17 protein-coding genes and 3 pseudogenes are annotated in these 23,704 nt (G+C 71.0%); 16 read left to right on the forward strand and 4 right to left on the reverse strand.

All coding sequences use genetic code 11. From position 1 onward, the window contains the following. Positions 1-303 precede the first annotated feature (303 nt). On the forward strand, positions 304-738 hold the full coding sequence (locus tag IE251_RS38670; protein WP_189757630.1) for a hypothetical protein: 435 nt from the start codon (positions 304-306) through the stop codon (positions 736-738). A 474-nt stretch (positions 739-1,212) separates the two neighbouring features. Next, positions 1,213-1,302, forward strand: a pseudogene (locus IE251_RS38675) (hypothetical protein); the annotation flags it as partial. A gap of 213 nt (positions 1,303-1,515) precedes the next feature. Here IE251_RS38675 and IE251_RS38680 read toward each other — a convergent pair. Together IE251_RS38680 and IE251_RS38685 are read right to left on the reverse strand one after the other, a co-directional pair. Continuing rightward, entirely contained in the window at positions 1,516-2,460 is a 945-nt protein-coding gene (locus IE251_RS38680) for a VOC family protein (protein WP_189757631.1), read from the reverse strand. Then, a complete protein-coding gene (locus IE251_RS38685; protein ID WP_373302110.1) occupies positions 2,457-3,113 on the reverse strand; it encodes an MSMEG_6728 family protein in 657 nt (218 codons plus the stop codon). Before IE251_RS38685 ends, IE251_RS38680 begins: the two co-directional genes overlap by 4 nt. A gap of 771 nt (positions 3,114-3,884) precedes the next feature. Here IE251_RS38685 and IE251_RS38690 point away from each other — a divergent pair. The 4 genes and pseudogenes from IE251_RS38690 to IE251_RS38705 all read left to right on the forward strand — a co-directional run. Further along, positions 3,885-4,671: pseudogene (locus IE251_RS38690) on the forward strand (transposase); the annotation flags it as partial. Position 4,672: 1 nt separating this feature from the next. Next, positions 4,673-4,857, forward strand: a pseudogene (locus tag IE251_RS38695) (IS5 family transposase); the annotation flags it as partial. Between the two features lie 781 nt (positions 4,858-5,638). Next, positions 5,639-6,163: an MFS transporter gene (locus tag IE251_RS38700; protein WP_268253365.1), complete on the forward strand. Its 525-nt coding sequence runs from the start codon at positions 5,639-5,641 to the stop codon at positions 6,161-6,163. Then, on the forward strand, positions 6,135-6,287 hold the full coding sequence (locus IE251_RS38705; protein WP_189757633.1) for a hypothetical protein: 153 nt from the start codon (positions 6,135-6,137) through the stop codon (positions 6,285-6,287). Before IE251_RS38700 ends, IE251_RS38705 begins: the two co-directional genes overlap by 29 nt. Before the next feature lie 433 nt (positions 6,288-6,720). Here the strand turns inward: IE251_RS38705 and IE251_RS38710 are convergent, their stop codons facing one another. After that, on the reverse strand, positions 6,721-9,033 hold the full coding sequence (locus tag IE251_RS38710; protein WP_229897132.1) for a glycoside hydrolase family 9 protein: 2,313 nt from the start codon (positions 9,031-9,033) through the stop codon (positions 6,721-6,723). 544 nt (positions 9,034-9,577) lie between these two features. Here IE251_RS38710 and IE251_RS38715 point away from each other — a divergent pair. From IE251_RS38715 to IE251_RS41850, 7 genes are all read left to right on the forward strand, one after another. Continuing rightward, positions 9,578-10,405: an NmrA family NAD(P)-binding protein gene (locus IE251_RS38715; protein ID WP_189757634.1), complete on the forward strand. Its 828-nt coding sequence runs from the start codon at positions 9,578-9,580 to the stop codon at positions 10,403-10,405. A gap of 470 nt (positions 10,406-10,875) precedes the next feature. After that, positions 10,876-11,868 (forward strand): AraC family transcriptional regulator, encoded by a 993-nt coding sequence (locus IE251_RS38720; protein WP_189757635.1) that lies wholly within the window; start codon positions 10,876-10,878, stop codon positions 11,866-11,868. An 810-nt stretch (positions 11,869-12,678) separates the two neighbouring features. Beyond that, the gene (locus tag IE251_RS38725) at positions 12,679-13,872 is read left to right on the forward strand and encodes a hypothetical protein (protein WP_189757636.1); all 1,194 of its coding nucleotides are present in this window, start codon (positions 12,679-12,681) and stop codon (positions 13,870-13,872) included. Positions 13,873-13,980: 108 nt separating this feature from the next. Beyond that, on the forward strand, positions 13,981-15,198 hold the full coding sequence (locus IE251_RS38730; protein ID WP_229897133.1) for a DUF262 domain-containing protein: 1,218 nt from the start codon (positions 13,981-13,983) through the stop codon (positions 15,196-15,198). Further along, a complete protein-coding gene (locus IE251_RS38735) occupies positions 15,195-16,343 on the forward strand; it encodes an AAA family ATPase (RefSeq protein WP_189757638.1) in 1,149 nt (382 codons plus the stop codon). Before IE251_RS38730 ends, IE251_RS38735 begins: the two co-directional genes overlap by 4 nt. Positions 16,344-16,374: 31 nt before the next feature. Next, positions 16,375-17,301 (forward strand): hypothetical protein, encoded by a 927-nt coding sequence (locus IE251_RS38740; protein WP_189757639.1) that lies wholly within the window; start codon positions 16,375-16,377, stop codon positions 17,299-17,301. Positions 17,302-17,426: 125 nt separating this feature from the next. Continuing rightward, a complete protein-coding gene (locus IE251_RS41850) occupies positions 17,427-17,549 on the forward strand; it encodes a hypothetical protein (RefSeq protein WP_267925267.1) in 123 nt (40 codons plus the stop codon). Between the two features lie 133 nt (positions 17,550-17,682). Here IE251_RS41850 and IE251_RS38745 read toward each other — a convergent pair whose 3' ends face one another. Beyond that, positions 17,683-18,036 (reverse strand): hypothetical protein, encoded by a 354-nt coding sequence (locus IE251_RS38745; protein ID WP_189757640.1) that lies wholly within the window; start codon positions 18,034-18,036, stop codon positions 17,683-17,685. Between the two features lie 240 nt (positions 18,037-18,276). On the opposite strand from IE251_RS38745, the gene IE251_RS38750 reads away from it, so the two are divergent. The 3 genes from IE251_RS38750 (at position 18,277) to IE251_RS38760 (ending at position 23,693) form a co-directional block, all read left to right on the forward strand. Continuing rightward, positions 18,277-19,467, forward strand: coding sequence for a carboxylate-amine ligase (locus IE251_RS38750; RefSeq protein ID WP_189757641.1), 1,191 nt, complete (start codon positions 18,277-18,279; stop codon positions 19,465-19,467). A gap of 165 nt (positions 19,468-19,632) precedes the next feature. Then, the gene (locus IE251_RS38755) at positions 19,633-21,414 is read left to right on the forward strand and encodes an N-acetylglutaminylglutamine amidotransferase (RefSeq protein WP_189757642.1); all 1,782 of its coding nucleotides are present in this window, start codon (positions 19,633-19,635) and stop codon (positions 21,412-21,414) included. Continuing rightward, positions 21,390-23,693 (forward strand): prolyl oligopeptidase family serine peptidase, encoded by a 2,304-nt coding sequence (locus IE251_RS38760; RefSeq protein ID WP_189757643.1) that lies wholly within the window; start codon positions 21,390-21,392, stop codon positions 23,691-23,693. The genes IE251_RS38755 and IE251_RS38760 overlap by 25 nt, the downstream gene beginning before the upstream one ends. The last annotated feature ends 11 nt before the right edge of the window (positions 23,694-23,704 follow it).

Consider the following 23,704-nt stretch of genomic DNA (forward strand, 5'->3'; position numbering starts at 1 on the left):
CTACCGGGCCATCGCCGGCCTCGTCTCCGACCGCACCGCCAACACGTGAGCACGACTCCGATCAGGCAAACACGACTCCATCGCTATCACGCACCAGCTCGTTAGATGTATGAGGCCGAAGTCTGTCTGGCCGTGACCCGGCTAAGGGCCCGTTGGCTCGCGTATGAAGCCCCTGAACCTGGAGCCCTTGATCTCGCTTTGCGGCCAGCGCCGCAATGGCGCCATGGCGCAGACGGTGCTTCGGGACTTCATCCAGCGGGTATCACCGCCTGGATAGGCGGGTTACGCGAGGGGACGCGTCAAATGCAGGACCACTCTGAGGACAGGCTCCTGGAGGAGGCTCTCGGAGCGCTTGGCGAAGAGTACGGCGGCAGCGGCGGCCGTTTTGGTGCACAGCTTGGCGCCAGGCTTCTTCCGAAGGACATCCACAAAGTTGATCTGCAACTGCCAGTTACCTTCGCTTCCGCTCTGGAGCGAGTCCGCGCGGCCCTCGCCGCGGTTGCGCGCGGTGTGAACCCGGGGCTGGTCGAAGCCGGTGAAAATCACGTGACGCTTGGTGCTTTGGCCGGAGGAGGGTTCGCGGCACTGAATCCGGTAGTAGTCACGGTTGTCGTGACTCGTGATGCTGCGGACGGTACCGCGGTCCAGATTCGAGCGGCTGCTAAGGAAGGACTCATCAAGCAGCACGCAGGGGAGAAGATGACCCAACGCGTTGCTGATCTGCTGCTAGCCCAGTAGTCGGACAGCTCCCGCCGGTGAGACACAGCCTCTCCAGTAGTAGCGGGCGGGAGAGTGGCCGGAGCAACGTCAGCGGCGCGGTCCGGCCCCGGGCGCGGCCGGGGCTGATGATGCGGTAACCGCGGGGCGGATGTTCTGGGCGGCCTGGCGTAGCAGGCGCACCGACCGGGGGGCTGGTGCTCGGTGCCAGCCCGGAGGGCGAGGGTGACGAAGTGGCCGGCGATGTGGTCGGGGACGGGAGCGGTGGAGGCGACCAACTGGCGGGTGAGGGCGCTGACTTCGGCGGGCGTCCGGGCGTCGGGGAGTGCCTGGAGGTAGGGCGCCAGGTCCGGCAGCGCGAGCGGCTGATCGGGGAGCGGGTGGCCGGCCAGGAAGGGGGCGGCGTCACGGCAGGCCCTGCGGTAGAGGTCACCGGGTTCGGCTCGGTCGGGGACCGTGGGGGAGGGTGGTGTGGCAAGGAGGTTTCCGTTGCCGGTGCGCCAAGTCCCGCCGGACGCGGCGCCTTGCGCCGACTGCCTGCGAGAACTCTTCACCCCCGGCGATCGTCGCTACCGCTACCCCTTCATCGCCGGCCTCACCGTCCGGCAGCTGTTTCGGACCTGGCGTGCCCCGCGACGGCTACTGCCGGACACGCCCAGGCCGCGAGCTCGCGCCGACCGCCTCCGTGAGAGCCCCGGCTCCCGCCCCGCTCCAGCCAGTGCTCTGTCCGTCCGGTCCGGCCGTGTTCGCTGGAACGCGCCCGCGTGGGCCGGCCGCGCGGGTGAGGTCGGGCGGACGTCAGTGGGCCGTGTGCAGTTCGGCGATGTATCCGCCTGGGAACCGCACCGTCGCGGTGGAACGGCCCCCGGCGGTGTACGGGCCCCACAGCACCTTCGCGCCCGCCGCCTCGGCCTTGCGCAGTGTGTCCGCGAGGTCGTCCACCGCGTAGCCGGTGGTCTCGCGGCCGAACGGGTAGGGAAGGTGGCCGTCGGTGACACTGACGACAGTGTTGCCGAACGGGGAGCGGATCGCGATGCGCCGGTACGTCCGGCCGGGCAGACCGATGTCACCGGCGTCCGCCGCCCACTGGTCGGAGACGATCCGGCCACCGGTGAACCGGAGGTAGGCGCCGAGGAACTCGCCCACCGAGTCGGGCGTCAGGTAGACGCGGTTGTCCGGCACGGTCTTCAACGGCGCGTATGACGGGGCCTTGGTGTGCCAGTAGAGCTGGGCGTTGACGCCCCCGGGGAACTGGACGACCGCGTCGCGTCCGATGGGATCGTCGAAGGGTGCCACGACGACGCGTGCCCCGCTCTGGCGGGCCTGCCGGACGCTCCGGTCGAGGTCGCTCACGAGCCAGCCCGTCCGCTCGGTGCCGAACGGATACGGGACGGGCGTCTTGAAGTCGAAGACGGACAGGGTACCGACGGGCGAATGGACCAGCTGGGACTCGGTGCTGCTGGGCGTGGGAGTGACGGTCGTGACGACCTTCGCGGTGTGCGTGCCGCCGAAGGTCGCCTCCCAGCTCGCGACAAAGGTGTCCACGTCGCCCGGGGTGACGTAGACGTGCGTGGTGTCGTACTGGGGGCCGACCGCCGTGGGGGGAACGGCCGTGGTGGGGACCGCCGTGGTGGGGGCCGCGGCGGCCCGCTCGCTGTGGGCAGAGGTCGGTGCCCCGGAACCCACCACACTCAATGCCACCAGCAGCGTGGGCAGTACCCATGCCGTCGTCTTGCGCTTCATCGCCGTCCTTTCCCGTGGCAACAGGTCAGCCGAGCGTAAGGAACGGGAAGGTGGGCGATGTTGCTGTCGGCGCACCGGGTGTTGCCTGTCAGTGAACGGACCCGGCCAGGCCATAAGCGGGGCAAATCGTCGGGGCGCCGGGGAACGGATCCGCCACCGTCTCCGGGTCCCCGGACGAGCGCTGACTGGTGGCCCCGGTGGACGGCAGTTCCCCGCACAGGGGAGCGGCCTGGTCGCGCACGCGAGCATCGGGGTGGGTGCCGGCGTCGTCGGGTGACCAGTGACGTGGCGCAGTTGTCCTGGGACCCCTGTTCCCGCCACACCCGGCAGATCTCCAGCCCGTAGCGGACCAGGGCCTCCTCGTAGCCGCACCGCATCCGCACGGCCGGGTGCCTGCGCCGGCCGTAGCCGGGCACCGTCAGCCCGCGCAGGGCCCGGAGCGCCTCGACCCGCTGCTTGCCCAGGCGGCGGCGGTCCAGGAGCAGGGCGGAGCGCCGGAAGTCGGAGTCGGGCAGGAACGCCTGCGTGGTTACGGTTCGGTGCGGGACTGGGGGCTTCACGCGCGTGGCCCGTTCGCGAGCCTCGGAGGTCCGGTCGCCCATGCTTCCGGGGCGGAGGCGCCGGTCGTCGGATCTGCTCCGGTGTCCGTTCATGGTGTTCCCGGGATGCCGTGGGGACGGTGCCGTGTGTCCGTCTTGCTTCCCGTTCCGCCGCGGCGGCGGGTGCGCCGTCGGCCGAACGGGACATGCAGGCTTGCGCCCCGGGCGGTTTCACCGGGTGAGCAGACGCGCGGGCCGTGACGTGTCGTGCCCACCCACCGTTCCCGGCGCTCGCCACAAGAAGGGCTCTGCCGGTGACTACACCCCCCGCGACGCGGAGGCGAAGTGCTGGACGGACGAGGCGTATCGAGGCGCCGGCGGCACCACCCGGGCGCCCGTCCGCGGCCTGCGTCTCAAGCTGCGGCAACGTCGGCACAACAGCACCCAGGCCGGAATCCGTTGCCTCGGCGAGCAAGCCATGGCCGCCCTGAAGGGCTGACGCCTCCCGCGGAAACTCCGCTGTAGCACCACCCGGGCCACCGCCATCGTGAAGACCACCCCCACCCTTCGTCACGCCTCAACCTGAGGGTGGAAAAGGCTCACTGAGCTGACGAACGCCGCACCCGGTTGGTGAGGCTCGCCGCAGGCGCCGATCACGGCGCGGCGCCCACCGGGCGGTCCCCATCGGCGGTTCGCAGGGTAGGTCGACCGCCTGGCTGACCAGTACGACGACGGCCTGCTGGGCCGGTCCGACCGCCGCCTGGGGGACCGCCGGCGTGAACTCACCAGCCACTGACTCCAACCCACCGCTGAAGGGGGCCTCCACGGGCACCACGCCCACCCGGGAGGCTCCCTTCGGCATGTCCACTGAAGCGGTTGGTCTCTGTGACCGCTTCCCCTGCCGCGGGGCACTTCGTACATGTCCGCGTCGAGGGCGGCGGGGCGGTCGGTGGTCTCCCAGGCCGGGCCGTGCTGCTGGTCGAGACGGTCCGCAAGACCGGCCTGGACCAGGCGATATCCGCAGCCCTGACGCCGTGGCGCAAACCGCGGGCGGTGCGTGATCCGGGCAAGGTCCTGCTGAATGTGGCGCTCGCGGTGGCGTTGGGCGGGGGCTGCCTGGCGCGATGTCGCCATGCTGCGGGCCGAGTCGGCGGTGTTCGGGCCGGTGGCCTCCGACCCGACCGTCTCCCGGCTCGTCGACACCCTCGCCGCCGGCGGGACACGGGCCCTGACAGCCCTCCGCGCTGCCCGGGCCAACGTGCGCGAGCACGTGTGGAAGCCGGCCGGTGACGCGGCGCCGGACACCGGCGGACAGGTGATCGTAGACCTGGACGGCGTCCTCGTCCTGGCCCGCTCCGAGAAGCAGGATGAGGCGGCGACCTGGAAGAAGTCCTTCGGCCACCATCCGCTGATGGGGTTCGTCGCCCAGGGCCGCGGAGGGTCCGGGGAGCCGGTGGTGGGCCTGCTGCGGCCGGGTGACGCGGGCTCCAGCGCCGCCGCCGACCACATCACCGCCGCCCGGCTGGCCCTGGCCCAGCTGCCGAAAACAGTACCGGCGGGGACGGCAGACCCTGATCCGCGGCGACTCCGGCGGGCGGCCCCCACGCCTTCGTCGCCTGGCTCGCGAAGCGCGGGCGGTGGCTGTCGTACTCGGTCGGGATGACCATCACGCCGAGCACGCCGCCACCCCCGGCATCGACATGGAAGTCGTCCAACGCACCCCGGCACCAGAGGATTCACCCCGGTCCCGAAACGCTGGGCGATCGAGCGCACATGTGGCCGGCTGATGCTCCACCGCCGCCTGGCCCGCGACTACGAGACGCTGCCCGCCCGCTCGGAAGCCGTGATCCACCTCGCCATGAAAGCCGCGTTCACCGCAGTGCGGCTGCCGCAGGGGAGGTCGTCGAGCGCCCGCAGTGCCGTTCGGGTCTGTCACAAGGGAATCAGCACGCTATACCCTGCTCACGCAGCCAGTCGCATTGAGTCTCACCCGAGGACTTCGGCCGGTCGACGCCCGGTCGCATGGTACGGAGCTCCTCCACCGTGGCATTCTTCGGCCACTCTGTGGGGCTGCCGCCGGAGGAGGGGACCACGCGTTGCGGTGTGGACGGACTGGGTGCCGCCGGCCGTGAGGATGAAGGAGCCGGAGAGGCGTCCGTTGGGTTCGGTGAAGGACTCTCTTGCGCTGTCCGGTGAGTCGGCGTCCGGCGAGACGGCGCGGGCTTGCTCCTTGGCGTGCTTGGCGACGCATTCGGGACGGGTGAGTCCGCCCCCGAACCGCTCGCGCACGCTGTCGCTCCAGTGCCGATGCCGACGACCAGCAGCGCAGCCACGGCATTGGTTATCGCGCCTGCCCGCATGCGGGTGTTCCTCCTCCAGGTGATTGATCAGGGCGTCTGAACTCTACGGCCGGCGGGAAGCCCCAGCACATCCGCGCGGGTGTACGAGGCTCAGGCCGGCGTCCGGCCGCTACCGCCGGACGCGCGGTACAGCCAGGCGACAGCGACGACCGAACCCGACCCCGCGAGGCGTAGGCCGATGAACGCGGGTGCCGCGCCCCGCGGTTCCGAGCCGCGGGCCCCGGCGGCCACCGCGTCCGTCAGAGCGGAGCGAGTCATCCGCGCCGAGCGATCCGAGCCATCGCCCACCAGCCGTTCGTCCCGCCATCGCTGTTCACCAACCGCGTCCACCGGACCGGCGTCCTCGTCGCGTTCCTGGCCATGGCCGTCAACCTCGGCGGTCTGGTGTCCGTTCCGCTGCTGCTGGTAAAGGTCGACGAACTCTGCCCCGGCAAAGGCGCCTTGGTCATGATCCCGGCCGGAGTCGTGACCGCCCTTCTCTCGCCGTGGAGCGGGCGCCTCGCCGGCCGCGTCGGCACGCCTCCCCTGGTGTTCTCCGGCCTGGGCCTCATGGGGCTGTTCTCGCTGTTCCTCTCGTCCTTCACCGGCGGCTCCTCGGTGGTCTTCGCCGGTGCCGGGATCCTCGGGCTGAGCATGGGCTTCATGCTCGTGATGACCACCATCATCGGCGCGGCGGCGAGCGAACTGCCCTCCGAACAGGTCGGTGTCGGGCTCGGAATCCTCCAGGGGCCCAGTTCCTCGGGGCGGTACCGGGCCCGCGGTGTTCGGCGTACTCGTGTCCGTCAGGCAGCAGGACGGCGGTGACGCCCTCAACCCCCTCTACTCCGGTCACCACGGCTCGGCCTGCTCCGATGTCTTCCTGGCCATGGCCGTGGTCGTCGTCCTTACGCTCGTCGTCGCGTCACGGATGCGTCCCACGGTCGGCTGAGGGGCCGGGGCCGACACCGGGCCGAAGGCCGAGGCAGCCCCGGTGGCCGCGCCGGTGCGAGAAACGGACAACGTCCAGTAGAGGCACGGTCGTTCCGCTTCCAGGGAGCACCGGTCCACCAGGTGAAGGTCGACGAGCTCGCGAGCGAGAAGGGGGCCGACATGACCACGCCCGTGACTTTCTCCCGGGAGGACGAGGGTCAGCTACTGGTACGTCGGCGGCCGGATCCTTGTCGGAAGCGAGCTCGCCGAGCCTGCCGCGGAGTGCGGCGGCGGTGCGCCGTGGCTTTTCGAGTGGGCCGATGCCGTGCTCGGCCCGGATGCGTAGGTACTGGCGAGAGTTCCGGCGCCGGTGGGTACGGGCCACGAGCGGTCATGGCGATCACGCCTATTGGCCGTGCTGCCATGACCGCCCGACATCGACAGACCACCGGTCAGCCGCAGTCCTTCCCGTTCAGTGTGAAGGCCGCGGGTGTCCCGGCGGGGGTGCCCGTGCCCTGGAATCCGAAGCTCGCGCTGGAGCCCGGCGGGATCGTGGCGTTGTGCGCGACGTTCGCCGCGGTGACGTCGGATCCGGCCTGCGAGACGGTGGCATTCCAGGCGCTCGTCACCTTCTCGGCGCCCTTGAACGAGAACCCGAGCCGCCAGCCGCTGACCGCCGCCGTACCGGTGTTCCGCACACCGATCTCGGCGGTGAAGCCACCGTTCCACGCGCTGGTGACGGTGTAGGTCACGGCGCACTGGGTCGAGGGGGACGTGGGCGTGGGCGTGGGCGTGGGAGTGGGAGTAGGTGTGGGAGTGGGAGTGGGTGTGGGCGTCGGCGTGGTGCCGTCGGGCTCCGCTCCCCACTGTGTGTCCGCACCCTCCGCCAGCACGATGTGCGGCGCGTCCACCGGTGTACTGCCCGGCGTCGTCGGGATCGCCTGGTAGGACCAGTCGTCGGCAGGGTTCCACGCCCCGGCCGAGGTGATGCGGAACTGCACCTCCTTCCGGTAGGCCGACTGGCCCGCCGGAGCGATCACCGTGTTGGAGCAGTCCACGGTGACGAAGTAGACGTCACCCTCGAAGTGCGTCGGACCGGTCACCTTGCCGCACTGGTTGTAGTTTGTGCTGGTGCTGATCCGGTCGGGCGTGACCCCGCCGTCGAGGGTGAAGTAGTAGCGCAGGGAAGCGTGCGTCAGCGCGCGTGCGGGCCACGCCGACTTGTTGACCAGGTACGCCTTGATCTCGGTGAAGCCAGGGCCCGAGGCGTTCACGGACGCCTGGACCGAGATCTCGGGCCCGTCCGGTTTCTCGGCCTGGGGGAAGCCGGCCAGCGGGCTGCCGCCGTACTCGGCGTACAAACGGGCCAGGGCACCCGTGAAGGCCGCGTTGTAGTCGGTGGCCACCTCGTTGTTCACGTAGTTGGACCGGTCGTCGGTGTACGCGTCGTCCGCCGCGCTCGGCCCGCCGACCAGCGCGCCGTACAGGATGTGCCGGTTGTCCACGGGGTTGGTGAGCTGGTCGGTCCACGAGCCGTGACCGGTGCGGTGGTGCGGCTTCGTCGGCGGGTTCGCGCCGAAGCCGACGACGTAACTGGACTTGCGCGGGTTGTCGCCGAGCGCGTAGTCGATCTGCCGGACCGCGAAGTCGTGGTAGCGGGCCTTGCGTACCGGGTCGCCGGTCAGCCAGTCGGAGTACGACAGCGCGGCGAACGCGGTGTTGGCGGCGTACCGCAGCGATCCCCAACTGTCGAGGACCGCCTGCCCGCCGGGCGAGTAGCGCACCTTGGTCCCGTTGACACCGACCGTCCACCAGTCCAGCCAGCGGTTGGCGTCGTCGACGTACCGCTGCTTCCCGGTGAGCTGGGCGAGGAGCACGTAGGAGCCGTAGGAGGTGTCGTCCCAGGAGAGCGTCCAGCGGTAGGAGCGGGTGGTCGTCTGGGGCTCGGTCGACAGCTTGTCGTAGGCCGATTCGGCCTTCGCCAGGTACGCGGTGTCACCGGTCGCCTTGTACAGCCAGACGGCACCCCAGACCAGCTCGTCGTTGTAGCCGCTCCAGGAGTTGTAGTACGCCTGCGCGTCGGTGATGCAGTCGCTGTACTTGCCGCGGTAGGCGTCGGCGAACGCGTACAACTGCTTGGCGTGGGTGAGCAGTTCGCTCGCGTACGCCGGGTCGCTGTCGGCGAACACCATGGAGGACGACGCCATGGCCGCGGCGGTCTGGCCCGCCAGGTCGGAGCCCGGGCACGGAGCGTCGATCTTGTACGCGGGCCGTGCCATCGGCATGACCTCGGCCGACCCCCACCACTTGTGGTCGTCGGCGCCGTTGCCGACCTGGCCGTACAGCACGTTCGCGGACGGGTGCGCCTTGATGAAGTAGTCGTTGACGAAGCGCAGGTTGTCCTGGAGGTACCGGAGCTGGCCGGAGGCGGCGTAGGCGGACTTCTGCTCGATGCCGCCCCAGGCGAGCAGGGTGGCGGAAAAGGCCATGGGAAGACCGAACTTGACGTGGTCCCCGGCGTCGTACCACCCGCCGGTGAGGTCGAGACCGACGTCCTTGCCGTCACCGAGGGCGGAGTCGCCGCGCCAGAAGACACGGTTGCCGTCCGGGAGCTTCCCCGACCGCTGCGCGTCGTAGAACCAGAGCGACTTCTGGAGCGCCTCGCCGTAGTTGAAGGCGGCCGGCGCGGCGGAGGAGGGGCTGGATGCGGCCGACGGCAGCAGCAGGCCGGCGATGACGGCGACCGTGGCTCCCCACGCACCCACCAGCCGGGAGCGTCGGACACCGGCCGGGGCTGCCGGGCGGCTCTCCGGAGCCGCTGAGGGGGGCGCGGACGGTCTTCGGGGGGTGAGGAAGGAGAGCAGGCGCAACGGACGTTCCTTCCGTGCGGTGGGCAGGGGGAGTTCGTGCTGCGGCGCGGTGGTTCAGGGTGTGGAGACAGAAAGGAGTGGGAGCGCTCCCAATCACTGGTTCATGAAGCCAGCGCGTACGGCAAGTGTCAATATCCCGCGCGTACTTCGCCCGGACGCCGCGTTCGGCCGGGCCGAAGGCAGGGGGGCGGCGGTCGGCACGGGGACTTTACGACCGACTCCTCCTCCGTCGCGTGTCCGGTTCAGCTGCCCCGACGCATACGGGAATGCGGCAGCGGAGAGACGCTGATCCGGAACTGTGACAGCTGCAGGGCTCGAAGAGCGACCCGGACCGGGGTCGTGCGGACCTACGTCTCGCGCTCGCGAATCGAGACGATCGCGTATGAATGCGAGCCGGTGAACTATGTACCGTCTGCCGCGCGGAGAATTCAATGAAGCGATGAGCACTCAAGGACAGAACACCGCGCCCATCCTCGTCATCGGCGCCACCGGTAAGACCGGACGGCGGGTCGTCGAGCGTTTGCAGGGACTCGGTCGCCCGGCCCGGAGCGGCTCGCGCAGCAGCGAGATCCCCTTCGTCTGGGAGGACGAGAGCACCTGGGAGGCCGCGCTCGACGGGGTCTTGGCCGCCTACGTGACCTACTATCCGGACCTCGCCTTCCCCGGCGCGAAGGAAGCCGTCGAGCGGTTCGCCGCGTTCGCCGTGGAGCGGGGCGTCCGCCGCCTGGTGCTGCTCTCCGGCCGGGGAGAGGAGGGCGCCGTCGCCAGCGAGGACGGCCTCAAGGCGTCCGGCTGCGACTGGACCGTCGTACGCGCCAACTGGTTCCACCAGAACTTCAGCGAGAGCTTCTTCCTCGACCCGGTCCGCTCGGGCGAACTGGCGCTCCCTACCGGCGACGCCGTCGAGCCGTTCGTCGACGCCGACGACATCGCCGACGTGGTGGTCGCCGCCCTCATCGACGACCGGCACATCGGCAAGACCTACGAGTTGTCCGGCCCGCGACTGCTGAGCTTCCACGACGTGGCCCGTGAGCTGTCGGCGGCCACTGGCCGGACCATCACCTACATCCCGGTCAGCGCCGACGACTACCGCGCGGCGCTGCGCGAGCTGGGCGAGCCGGAGGAGTTCGCGGACCTTTTCACCCTCATCGTCGACGGCCGCAACGCCAGCCTTGTGCACGGCGTCAGGGAAGCGCTCGGGCGGGAGCCCAAGGACTTCGCGGACTACGCCAAGGAGGCCGCGGCCACCGGCGTCTGGGACGTCTGACGGAACGGTGTCCCACCGCGGTGTCCGCCGGACCTGGGCTACCCGGTCGGCCGGCCACCGCACCGGCCGTGGCCCCTGAACCGCCGGCTGCGCACCGCCTCTGGTACGTCGGCCGCCGCCCTGGCCGCGGCCAGGAAGGCATACGAGAGCCCCTGGCGCCGGGCCAACGCGGTCCGTACGGCAGCCTGCCTGGGCGCTCTCACACTGCTGGGCGGCACGGCGCGGCGGTGGACGGCCCTGCGGACCCAGTGACCGTCGCGACAACCGGACGTGGCACCGGGACCGTTGACACACTGGACACGGGAACCACGGCGGGTCCGGAACTCCCCACGGAAGCCTGGACCCCCACGGTCGCGCCTCCTTCCGGGAGCCGCGCCGCCCGACGGCGCGGCTCCCGGGGCGGGAGGGGCACGGCCGGGGCCGAGCGCGCCCCGCGAGAAACGACGGTGAGACGGTGCGAGGTGAAGGTTGTGGACACGCTCAGCGGTCTGCTGGAAAGCCCCAAGGCGCGGGGCGCCTTTCTGCTGAAATCGGTGTTCAGCCCCCCATGGGGACTGCGCATCGAGGACCGCGCGCCCCTGTCGCTGGTCACCATTCTGCACGGCTCGGCATGGGTGCTCCGCGAGGGGGCCGACCCGGTGCGGATCGCGGCGGGGGACGTGGCGGTCCTGCGCGGCCCCGAGCCGTACACGCTCGTCGACGACCCCTCGACGCCGCCGGGCATCACCGTCGACCCCGAGCAGCGCTGCAACACCATTGACGGCGAGGACGTCACCGAGGTGATGTCCCTGGGCGTGCGCACCTGGGGTGAACCGCACCGCACCGGGTCCACCGTGATGCTCAGCGGCACCTACCAGGCGCCCAACGAGGTAGGGCGCAGACTGCTGGCCAGCCTGCCCGCGCTGCTCGTCCAACCCGCCTCGGCCGCACGGGCCCCGCTGATCGGCATGCTGGCCGCCGAGGTGGACAAGGAGGACATCGGCCAGGAGGTCGTCCTCGACCGGTTGCTCGACCTGCTGCTCATCAATGTCCTGCGCTCCTGGCTCATGGAGCCGGGCACGGGCGCGCCGCTCTGGTTCCGGGCGCAGAGCGACCCGGTGGTGGGACGGGCGCTGCGGCTGCTGCACGAACGGCCGAGTGAGTCGTGGACGGTCGCCTCGCTCGCGGCCTGCGTCGGGGTCTCCCGGGCGGTGCTGGCCCGGCACTTCACCGAACTCGTCGGCGAGCCGCCGATGTCCTACCTGACCGGATGGCGACTGACGCTCGCCTCCGAACTGCTGCGCGACCCGGACCTGACCGTCGCCAACATCGCCCAACAGGTGGGTTATTCGGGGCCGTTCGCGCTGAGCGCCGCGTTCAAGCGGGAAAGGGGCGTCAGCCCGCAGGAGTTCCGCCGGGGCAAGCGGTCCGAGGAGACCCTGACCACCGGCTCGGACGGGCGGACGGTGGTCCTCAGAACCTGAGGCGGGTCCGGCCGTCGGACTCCGGTCCGGCGGGCTGAGGGGAGGCGGGGTACGGACCGGGGCGCGGCCAGGCGGCGGCTCTCCGGGGTGGTCACCGGACCGCGCCCGGAGCCCTCGCGGGAGCTCCGGCGGTGACGGCAGCCGCGTCCTCGCCCTCCACGGCCACGCGGGCCCGTTCCCCACCCCCACCGGAGCCCCGGCCCCGGACCGCCACGGCGGTGAGCAGCAGGCCCCCTTCGATGCGCCAGCGGCCCGTGTAGCAGCCGCGACGCCGCCGGGGTGGGCCACGCCGCCGGCCTCCGGCCGTCGCCGCGCCAGGGGCGGCGGCGTACGGGCCGGACGGACTTCGGCCGTCAGCAGGCCACCGGTTGTGAAAGTGACCTCTGACCACTTCAGCATCCACCTTTCGGCCGCCGCCAGAGGCACCCGCCTCGCCGCCGAGCAGCTCCACGGCTGGGGATGGCCGTACGACACCGATGACAACCACACGGCGACGCTCCTCATCGCCGAACTCGCCGCGAACGCGGTACGACACGGCCGGGTGAAGGGGCGGGTCTTCCGTATGTCCCTCTACCAGGACGACCCGGCGGCACTCCGTATTGGGCTGACGAACGCACGCATCGACCGCCGCCCGCCCATATCCGGCACCCTTTCGTCGGCTTCCCCGAGACGGATTCCGGGCGTGGCCTGCTCCACGTCGAGGCGCTGGCCAGCCACTGGGAGACGACGTGTGCGGCCCCATACACCAAGACGGTCTGGTGCGAAGTCGTCCTTGGGCGGCTGTCAGTGCCGTCTGGCACGCTGCCGTGTATGACCTGGACGGCATTCAAGGAGCTTTCCTTCTACTGGACCACCTGGACCCTGTTCGAGGCCCTGTGGATCGGCATGTTGTGGTCCACACGCAGCCGCGTCCCCGGGCGCGCCGTCTACTGGTTCCGGCCGGCGAGACGCATCCGGCGTGGAGCCTGCGAGAGGCGCGTCGACATGCTCCTCGAGAAAATCGAGCAGCGGGGCGTACCGGAGCAGGACCGGCCGGACAAGGAGCAGCTCGTCGACCGGTGGCACCGCATCGTCGCCGGTCGATGCGCCTCCGCGCCCTTCCAGGTGGTGCCCCTCCTCATCGTCCTCGCACCTTTCTGGCCGTTGAGACCCACGCCCGAAGGGGGCACGGCCGTCTCGCTGAAGGTCTTCGCGGCCCTCGCGGTGTTCGGCGTCGTGTCCATCGCTCTCATGGCCGCCGACGACCGGGCCACGGACGTCTCCGACCCGGCGGGCCAGGTGACGACGAGAGCGGCACTGTTCCTGGAGCTGCTGTTGCAGGGAGAGGTGGAACGGCGTTTCCAGGACTCCGCTCTCGACAGCCACGGCAAGGCCTTCCGCCGGCTGTGCCATGCCCTGCATACGCAAGCCCGGCACCTCACGCGTGAGGCGCCGGCCGCTGCGCGGGAGAAAGTCCGTCAGGATACGGAACGGCTGATCGCGGCGCTCACCCAGCAGAACGAGCGCTACCTCCTCTCCGAGGGGGCAGACCGTGAGACGGCCGTGTGTGAACTGGCCCGTCTGATCTCCAACACCCTGCGCCACAGCTGCCGTCCGCGGAACAGCCGCGACAGCCTTGTCGTCGTCGGGGCGCACTTGCTGACAGACGCGCCCTCCTCGGACGGCGCGGCTGGTACCACGGAAGAGCCGCTGCCGAACCGGCTGTTGCGCTGGGTCGGGTGGCTCGCGGCGGCCGCGGCCCTGTTCACCGGGGCGGAGGTACTCCCGGACGCGGGAGCTGCCACGGAGATCCTCGTCCTCGCGGGAGTGTTCAGCGTCGCGGCCGTCTTTCCGCCCCTGCGGGCGGTCCTGGGCCGTGCCGTCGGGGGGCTGCCCGGCGCGGCTCCGGCGAACACGGGGTCGGTACCGGACCAGGCGCCACCGCATTTCAATCCGTCGTCACCCCCCGCATGCGCGTACTGTGACCGATTGTCCGTCACCGCGGGATCAACGTCGGTAAGGTGAAGAGAGATCGGAGCGGACAGAAGGTATCGCTGGGTACCAGGGGGAGGGCGGCAAGACGACATGGCGACTTTGGAGGACAGCCAGGGGCGTACACGGGACCAGCGGTCGGTGTTCGAGCGGTATCAGGACGCTGCGGCCGATGCCGGGGAGGTCGAATCTCCACTGTTCTCCGTGGAGGTCACCACCGACGGCCGGCCGACCGACATCGAGCGCGAGGAGACCGAGGATGTGGTGATCGAGCAGATCACCTCTCCCTTCGACCCCGAGCACATCGACATCGACACCCGGACGACGACCGTCGACCTGCTGCTGTCCCGGCTGCGCAACGAGATGATCGACCTCGCCCCGGACTTTCAGCGCAAGGCGGGCATCTGGACGGACGGCAAGCAATCCCGCCTCATCGAGTCCCTGCTGCTGCGCATCCCTATCCCGTCCTTCTACGCCGCCGAGAAGAAGGACGGCAGTTGGGCCATCGTCGACGGCATCCAGCGCCTCACGTCCATCGCTCGTTTCGTGGAGCCTGAGGCGGTCGGCGCTGACCCGCTGAAACTGACGGGCCTCGAGTACCTGCGCAACTTCGAGGACACGGGCTTCGCGAACCTGTCCGGGAAACTCCAGATCCGGCTGCGTGAGACCGAGGTGGTCGTCCACGTCATCCGGCGCGGTACCCCCGAACCGGTGATGTTCAATGTCTTCGCGCGAATCAACACCGGAGGCGAGCCCCTCACCCGGCAGGAGATCCGGCATGCGCTCATCTCGGGCCGGGCGCGCACGCTCCTCGCGGAGCTCGCGGAGACCGAGGAGTTCCGGCGGGCCACTGGCTACAGCGTTGTCGGCGACCGGATGGCCGACCGGGAGATGGTCCTGCGCTTCCTGGCCTTCCGGATGACCTCCCCGCACGCATACAAGCCCGGCGATTTCGACGCGTTCCTCGCCGAGGCGATGCATCAGGTGAACCGTCTCGACAGCGCGGAGGAGAACCGGCTGCGGACCGAGTTCCTCACGGCGATGGTCGCGGCCGAGGAGATCTTCGGCCACCATGCCTTCCGGAAGTACCGTCGAAACCAGCAGCGCAAGTCACCCATCAACAAGGCGCTCTTCGAAACGGTCGCCGTCAATCTCGCGAGCCTTGGTGACGACGACCGCGAGGCACTGCGGCAGACCGACGTCCTCGACGCCTTCGCGGATCTCATGGAGGACGTGGAGTTCGAACGGGCCATTTCCGTGGGCACCGGTGATGCCAGGAAGGTACGCAAGCGGTTTGACGCGGTCAAGGAACTCTTGGAGAACGTGCTCAGAGAGGGACGGAGCGGGGCCGGGCAGTGATCAATCGCATCACTCTGATCAACTTCAAGGCGTTCCGGCGTCTGGAACTCCCCCTCGGCCCGCTGACGCTTCTCACCGGTCTCAACTCCTCAGGCAAGAGCAGCGTCCTGCAGGCGCTGGGACTGCTGCGGCAGTCGTACGAGACGCAGATGCTCACCCGGGCCAAACGTGCCGGGGGCGGGCTGCTGCTCAACGGTGACCTGGTGACCCTGGGCACCGCACAGGACGTCCTGCACGAAGACTTCGGACCGGTGGAAGAACTCCCCGCCGTCCGCGAGCCGCTCGTCGGCTTCGTCATCGAGGAGGACGGAGAGCAGCGGACCTGGGCCGCCGCGTACGACATCCGCCACCCTGACCGTGACGTCATGCCGCTGGCGGAGGGATCGGTCCGCTCGCATTTGGCCGAGCAGCCGTTCCAGTACCTGCACGCCGACCGCATCACCCCGGCGGTCACCTACCCCCGCTCCCATCAGATCGCCGTCGCACGCGGGTTCCTCGGCGTACGCGGTGAACACACCATCAACTACCTGCGTCATCACACGGACCAGGACGTGCCCATGGAGGTGCCCGAGGGGCCGCTCCGGCATCGCGGCGCCACCTCTCCCCAGCTCCTGGACCAGGCAATCGCCTGGATGCAGGAGCTGTGTCCGGGTGTCAACATCGAGACACACCCCATCGAAGGTACCGACTCGGTCCGCCTCTCCTACGGCTTCGGTGGCACTGCGGGTATCAACGCCACTCGCCGACGGCGTCCCACCAACGTCGGGTTCGGTCTCACTTACGCGCTGCCCGTCGTGGTCGCCTGCCTCACCGCGACGCCCGAGAGCCTGATCCTGCTGGAGAACCCCGAGGCCCATCTGCACCCGAAGGGGCAGAGCAGGATGGCGGCACTGCTGTCCGCGGCCGCCGCCACCGGTGCCCAGCTGATCGTCGAGTCGCACAGCGACCACGTGCTGAACGGCGTCCGCATCGCCGTGAAACGGGGCGTCCTCCATCCGAAGGACACGGTCGTGCACTACTTCAGCGGCAACGGGGCGGGCACCGAGGTCGTCACCCCGCGCATCGACAAGGACGGCATGCTCGAGCAGTGGCCCGAGGGCTTCTTCGACGAGTGGGAGAACTCGCTCGACCAGCTGTTGGACTGACGGCACGGGACGATACAGGGGAGAGGAAAGCGTGCCACTGCTGTTTCTGAACGAGAAGTCCTGGGGGACTGCCTGCGACCCGGCGCGGGCCGAGCGGGCCATGGCCGACTTCGTGGCCGTCGTCCGTGCCGCCGCGGCCGAAGGAGGCGCGACCCTCGTGAGCGAGGTCGACGTCAAGGCCCTGGAGATCGTCGAGGGATATCCCATCAACAAGTGGATCGGTGCCAGCCCGCGCAACCGTGTCCTCTGGCAGCGCCTGCGGGCCTTACAGGGCCGCTCTCCGGTGCGGAGTGTCTTCCCTGCGGAGGACGCCACCGACCATCTGGAGTACCGCCACGACGGCGAGGTCGTCCTCGGGCTGGGCGCCGCGCACTTCATGGACGGCATCGCCGTCAGTCTCCCGGTGGCCCGCCCGTGGCAGAGCGACCACGTCACCCTGGAGCGTTCCGAACTCGTCGAGGCCGACGACGGCGCACTGGACGTGCGACACGACACCGTCGAAGTCCGGCACCTGTCCGCCGATCCGCATCTCGACGGGCACCTGGAGTGGATCCGCAAAACACGCCGGGATCAGGTCACCACCGGCTCGCGGATCTGGGATAGCCGGGCCGACCTCTACCCACACCTAGCGTTCCTGCCGCGCGTCGAGGACCAGCTACGCGACCTGAGCCCGCACTGGGTGGTACCCGTACGGCGGGCCCTGGAACGGCTGGAGGAAGCCGTCGCGGCGTGGGACCCGGCGACCATGGCCGAGCCCGAGTGGCGGACCAAGGTGACCCCGGAGGGTGAGACCCGCAAGCGCGTCTGCCGTTTCACCGACCTGGACGGGAAGACACACACCTTCGACCTGCACGCCCGGTTCACCCCGGGCGTCGGCCGCATCCACTTCCGTCTGGTCCCGGAGGAACGCACGATCCGTCTCGCCCACATCGGAAGCAAGATCCGGCCGGAGGTCTAGCAGCGGCCGTCAGAAATCGTATTCCTTTTGGGTGCCGGGGTTCCAGGTTGAACGAGTTGGCGGGACCTGCCCACATCTCCATCAACGTGCGGCGCTGGGGCATGCCCAACCCCCCCGAAGGCGACGTGGCGGCATTGAAGGACGCCTACGCAACCGTAGCCCACTCCTTCTCGCTGGCCATGGCCAAGAAACTGCGCTGCGAGAAGAACGGCGGGCTCCCCGCGAAGCCCGTGCTGGATCCCGCGTAGCCGCCTGCCTGCGTGGGTACGGCCGTGCTCAGGCGGCCCTTCTTGTCCGCGGGAGGGGCCGCCTGCTGCATGCGGAGTCCACACAACCCCCGTTGGTCACCCGGTGACCGTCCCCGCTGTGGGCCGGCAGTGTTCACTCGTCGTAGTACTCGCACTCCTCGCCCTGGACACGCGCCCCCAGTAGCCGCGCGATCTCTCGCATCTTCTCGAGCAGGATCTCGTCCGGGTTCTTCACCACGATCTGCCCGCCTCCCCAGTCCAACCAGGCACCCTGAACGTCCCGTTGCGGGTGGGTGGTCATCTGGGCCGGCCACTCGTGCCGGTACTCCAGCACCGCGTCCTGGCCGCGCGGGGAAACCCGGGCCACCTGAACCATTTCCAGATCGGAGTCGGCGGCGACCACCGCCGCCCACTCCTCGGTGGTGATCTGCTCGCCCTCTTCCTCCCACCACGGCGTACGTCTGGTGATGTGCACGTCGTATCCCATGGCGCCACGGTAGGGGGCGCGACTGACATCGCAGACGTGATCACGAAGTGGCGCTGAGGTACTCGCCTGCGCGTCCGGTGATGGTGCTCATCTGTGAAGTCCCACCCTCCGAGGAGCAGGCCTGCTTAGCAATGAGCCTGGTGGGAAGTCGGAGGTGCACAGCCCCGTACCGGTGGACCGGCGGGGCGGGTCGATTCCGGGCTGAGGCAGTCAGCGTTTGCCCGTCACCTGAGGAGTGCCGTGACCGTTCGCATCGGAGTGGAAGAGGAATTCCACATCGTCGAGGTGGAGACGGGCCTGCTCGCGCCCCGCGCCGACGCCATGCTGGAAATGCTCCCCGCAGACACCTTCACCACCGAACTGCAGCAGGCCGCCGTCGAGACGAACAGCGGTGTCCACGCGTCCCTCGCCGGCCTGTACGACGACGTGATCGGTGCCAGACGCAGGCTCGACGCCGCGGCGAGCACCCACGGGCTGGCCGTGGTGGCCGCCGGTACCGTGCCGCTCGCCCGCACGCAGGACACCCGCCCGACCGCCGGGCGCCGCTACCGCCACATGGTCGACGAATACCGCATGGTCGCCGACGAGCAGCTGATCTGCGGAACCCACGTCCACGTCGACGTGCCCGACCGCGACCTGGCCGTACGCCTCATGTGCGAGGTGTCGCCGTGGCTGCACGTCCTGCTTGCCCTGTCGGCCAGCTCCCCCTTCTGGCTGGGCGCCGACACCGGCTACGCCAGCTGGCGGACCATGGTGTGGCAGCGGTGGCCCACCGCGGGCCCGCCGGGATGCTACTCCGACGCCGCCGAGTACGACGCGGCCGTGCGGTCCCTGATCGACTCGGGCGTCATCAGCGACGCCGGAATGATCTACCACGACATCCGGCCGTCCGCCCACCAGCAGACCCTCGAACTGCGCATCTGCGACGCCTGTCCCCGGCCGGAAACGGTCGTCCTGGTCGCCGGGCTCTACCGCGCCCTGGTGACCGAGGCCCTCGGGCGGCTGGAGGCGGCGGACGCACCCGGCTGCGACGGACGGCACGAGTGGTTGCGCGCCGCCGCCTGGCGGGCCGCGCGGTCGGGCCTGGAAGGTGTCCTGGTCGACCCCCAGACCCGGCACGAGGCGCCGGCCGCGCAGGTCGTGCGGCACCTGTTGGAACGGGTGCGCCCGGCGCTCGAGGCCGCCGGGGACTGGCCCGTGGTCCGGGACCTCGCGGAGCGGGCCCTGGCCGCCGGCAGCGCCGCCCACCGCATGCGCCGCACCGCCGAGGAGGAGGACCTGCTCGCCTGCACCGATCTGGCGATCGCGGAGACCCGGGGCGATGCCCATCCGCGCCGCCGGCCCGCCGCTCCCGCCCGGAACCTCACCACCCCCGGGCGGCCCCTCGCCCGCCCCTCCGGGGCCGGCCGGGCCGGAATCGCCGGCCGCTGAGCACGCGCGGCACCCCCATGCGCACGCATTCGCCCCATCCCGTTACCCACTGATGTCGTGAAGGAGAAGTACCACCGTGTCGATCAGTCCCGGCCCCATACCGTCGCGCACCACACCGCCGCGCACCCCGTGCGACCCGCAGGGGCGGCAGGGAGGTCGTTGCTGATGTGCGGCCTGAGCGGAGAGATGCGCTTCGACGGCACCCGCCCCGACCTGGCGGCCGTTGAGCGGATGAACGACCGGCTCGCCGCCCGCGGACCCGACGGGGAGGGGGTGTGGTCACGGGACGCCGTCGCGCTGGGACACCGCCGTCTGAAGATCATCGACCTCTCCGAGCGCGGGGCACAGCCCCTGACCGACACCGGGCAGGAGATCACCGGCGTCTTCAACGGGTGCATCTACAACTACCAGGAGCTGCGCGCGGAACTGACGGCCCTCGGCCACCGGTTCAAGTCCACCTCCGACACCGAGGTCCTCCTCGCGGCCTACCGGCAGTGGGGCACCGCCTGCGTCGACCGTCTCTACGGCATGTTCGCCTTCGCCCTCGTCGAGCACCGCACCGGCCGTCTGGTCCTCGGCCGCGACCGGCTGGGCGTGAAACCCCTGTACCTGGCGCAGACCCCGGGGCGGCTGCGCTTCGCCTCCTCGCTGCCCGCCCTGCTCGCGGCCGGCGGCGTGGACACCTCCCTCGACCCGGCCGCCGTACACCAGTACCTCAGCTGGCACGCGACCGTGGCCGCCCCCCGGACCGTGCTGGCCGGGGTGCGCAAGCTCCCCCCGGCCACCGTGCGGGTCGTCGAGCCGGACGGCACCTACCGGGAACACCGCTACTGGCAGCCGTCGTACACCCGCCGTCCCGAGCACGCCGGCATGGGCGCCGCCGAGTGGCGGGACGCGGTGCTGGAAGCGCTGCGCACCGCCGTACGGCGCCGGATGGTCGCCGACGTCCCGGTCGGCGTCCTGCTGTCCGGGGGACTGGACTCCAGCCTGATCGTGGCCCTGCTGGCCGACGAGGGGCAGCGGGACCTGGCGACGTTCAGCGTGGGTTTCGAGGCGGAGGGCGGCGACGAAGGGGACGAGTTCCGCTACTCCGACCTGGTGGCCAGGGAGTTCGCCACCGATCACCAGCGGTTCGTGGTCCCCTCGCAGCGCGTGTCGACGGCCCTGGACGCGGCGGTCGCGGCGATGAGCGAGCCCATGATGAGCCATGACGTGGTCGCCTTCCACCTGCTGTCCGAGCAGGTGTCGAAGAACGTCAAGGTGGTCCAGAGCGGGCAGGGCGCCGACGAGGTCTTCGCCGGCTACCACTGGTACCCGCGCCTGGCGTCCGCGGCCCGCGAAGAGGAGCCGCAGCGGTACGCCGAGACGTACTTCGACCGGTCGCACGCCGACCTCGCCACCATGCTGCGACCGGACATGCTGCCGCCCGACGACGTCTCCGGCCGGTTCGTCCGGGAGCACATGGCGGCACCGGGGGCCGAGACGGCGCTCGACGCCGCCCTGCGCCTCGACACCCACGTCATGCTGGTCGACGACCCGGTCAAGCGGGTCGACAACATGACGATGGACTGGGGGCTGGAGGCCCGCGTGCCCTTCCTGGACCACGAACTGGTCGAGCTGGCCGCTGCCTGCCCGCCGGAGCTGAAGCTGGCCGACGGCGGCAAGGGCGTCCTCAAGGAGGCCGGCCGCAAGCTGCTGCCCCGCGAGGTGGTCGACCGTCCCAAGGGCTACTTCCCGGTCCCGGCGATCACCCACATGGCCGGGCCCGTCCTGGAGCGGGTGCGCGAGGCGCTGTGCGCCCCCGAGGCGAAGCGCCGCGGCGTCTTCCAGGACTCCTACATCGCCCGACTGCTGGCGGCCCCCGACCGGCACCGCACCAAGCGCGGAGCGAACGCACTGTGGCAAGTGGCTTTGCTGGAGATATGGCTGCAGACGCACGGAATCTGACCGGGGAGCCCCTCGTGGCACGCTCGCCCGACATCGGCCCCGCCGGTGCCGGGCGGCCCTCCGCCGCCCACCCGAAGCGGTCCGTCTCGCCGGCCCCGGGCGGCCGTACCGCCGCCTTCGCCGCACCCGCCCGCGTCCCGCTGCCGGACGCCTCCGGGCCGCGCGAGGCGACGACCCGGCTCATCGCGCACGGCTGCTGGTATCCCTCGGCCGACCCGTCCGGCACACGCGTCGCCTTCATCTGCGACCGGGGCGGCGTACCGCAGCTGTGGACGGGGCCCGTCGACGGCGAGGCCGTGCACCTGCTCGACGACGGACCGGACCCCGTGACCGAGGTGTCCTGGTCGCCCGACGGCCGCTGGATCGCCTACACCACGGCCCCCGGCGGCGGTGAGCACACACGGGTGCTGTGTGTCCGCCCCGACGGCGGCGACCGGCACATCCTCGCCGGGGCCGAGCCGGGCAGCTCCGCCCACCTCGGCTGCTGGGCGTACGACGGGTCGGCGATCGCGGTCACCGTCGCGGTGCCCACCGCCGAACCGGGCCCGGACACCACGGCACAGGCCGGCGCGCACGGCCCCGGCGCGGCCGACGGCCGCCTGCCCGCCCACTGGCCGGAGGGGACGGGTGACACGAAACTCCTCGGTCCGGCTCCCCACACGGCCCCCGGACCCGGACCGGCCTCGCCCGCGCTCACGGTGCTGACCACGGCGGTCGGCGCACCGGGCGGCACGACGGCCCCGGCAGCCGGATTCGGCGACGGACTGTCGGCGTACCTCGTCGACCCCGACGGTGTCGCCGCCCCCGTGCTGCTCGCCGTCGAGAAGGACGCGGCGACGCTCCGCGTGTGCGATCTCAGCCGGGACGGCGCGCTCGCGCTGCTGCGCCGGGGGCCCCGCGGCCGGCGCGAGGCCGTCGTCCTGCGCATTGCTGACCTGGAGCCCACCTGTGTGATGCCGGTGGCGGACGGGGACCCGTGGATCGGCGGCTTCTCACCGCGCGCGGACACCCTCTGGCTGCGCAGCGACGCCCACCGGGAGTTCGCGGTCCTGCTCGCCGCCGGGCTCGACCCGGAAGGACGCCCGCGCGGCTGGTCGGTCGCCGCCTCCCGGGACGGCAGCGACCTGGAGCTGCTGCGGCGTGCCCGCGACGGCGATTCCGCCGTGCTCGCCTGGAACGTGAGGGGCGTGAGCGAGCTGGAGGTGCTGGACACGAGCGCGGCCGGCGGGCCGGGGCCGGACGCGGGGGCGTCCTTCCGGGGCGGGCCCGGGGGGAACGGGGACGCGGCCGCCCGGCCCGGGGCGGGCACGGTCCCGCCCCGGCCCGTGTCCCTGCCGCACGAAGTGGTCACCCGCGTCACGGCCGCCGGCCCCCGGCCGCTGCTGGCCCTGTCCGGGTCCCGGCGCCGCCCCGGTATCTGGTGGCTGCCCGACGGGGCGACCCCGGTGCGCACCCCGTGGTCGTCACGCGACGAGGACGCCGTTCCCCCGGGCCGCCCGCCCGTGCGGCCGGTCCCCCTGAGCCCCACCGCCCGGGACGGGCTGCCGCTGCACGGCTGGTACTACCGCGCGCCGGGCCGCGCCCCCGGCGAACCGGCGCCCTGCGTGATCCATCTGCACGGCGGTCCCGAGGACCAGGAACGGCCCGTGCTCGACCCGCTGTATCACGAGATCCTCGGGCGAGGAGTCGACGTCTTCGCACCCGACGTCCGCGGGTCGTCCGGATACGGCCGGTCGTTCGTCGACGCGGACCTGGGCAGGGGGCGGTTCGCCGCGATCGACGACGTGGCGGACTGCGCCGCCCACGCCGTGCTGGCCGGCCTGGCCGACCCCGCCCGGCTGGCGGTGATGGGCCGCTCCTACGGCGGCTATCTGACCTTCGCCTCCCTGGTCTGGCACCCGGACCTCTTCCGCACCGGGATCGCGGTGTGCGGCATGTCGGACCTCACGACGTTCTTCGCGGGCACCGAACCCTGGATCGCCCAGTCGGCGGCCCACAAGTACGGCCATCCCGAACGCGACCGTGAACTGCTGCGGGCGCTGTCGCCGATGAGCCGCATCGACGCACTGCGGGCACCGGTGCTCGCGGTGCACGGGGAGCACGACACCAATGTGCCGCCGGGGGAGTCGGAGCAGTTCGTACGGGCGGCCCGGGAACGCGGTGTGACCGCCGAACTGCTCACCCTGCCCGACGAGGGACACGAGTTCCTCCGCGCCGACAACCGCCGCCTCTTCCGCCGGGCCGCCGCCGACTGGCTGCAGCGGCAGCTGAGCACATGAGCGTGCGGACC

It is taken from the genome of Streptomyces eurythermus (genome assembly GCF_014649115.1).
Taxonomy (GTDB): domain Bacteria; phylum Actinomycetota; class Actinomycetes; order Streptomycetales; family Streptomycetaceae; genus Streptomyces; species Streptomyces eurythermus.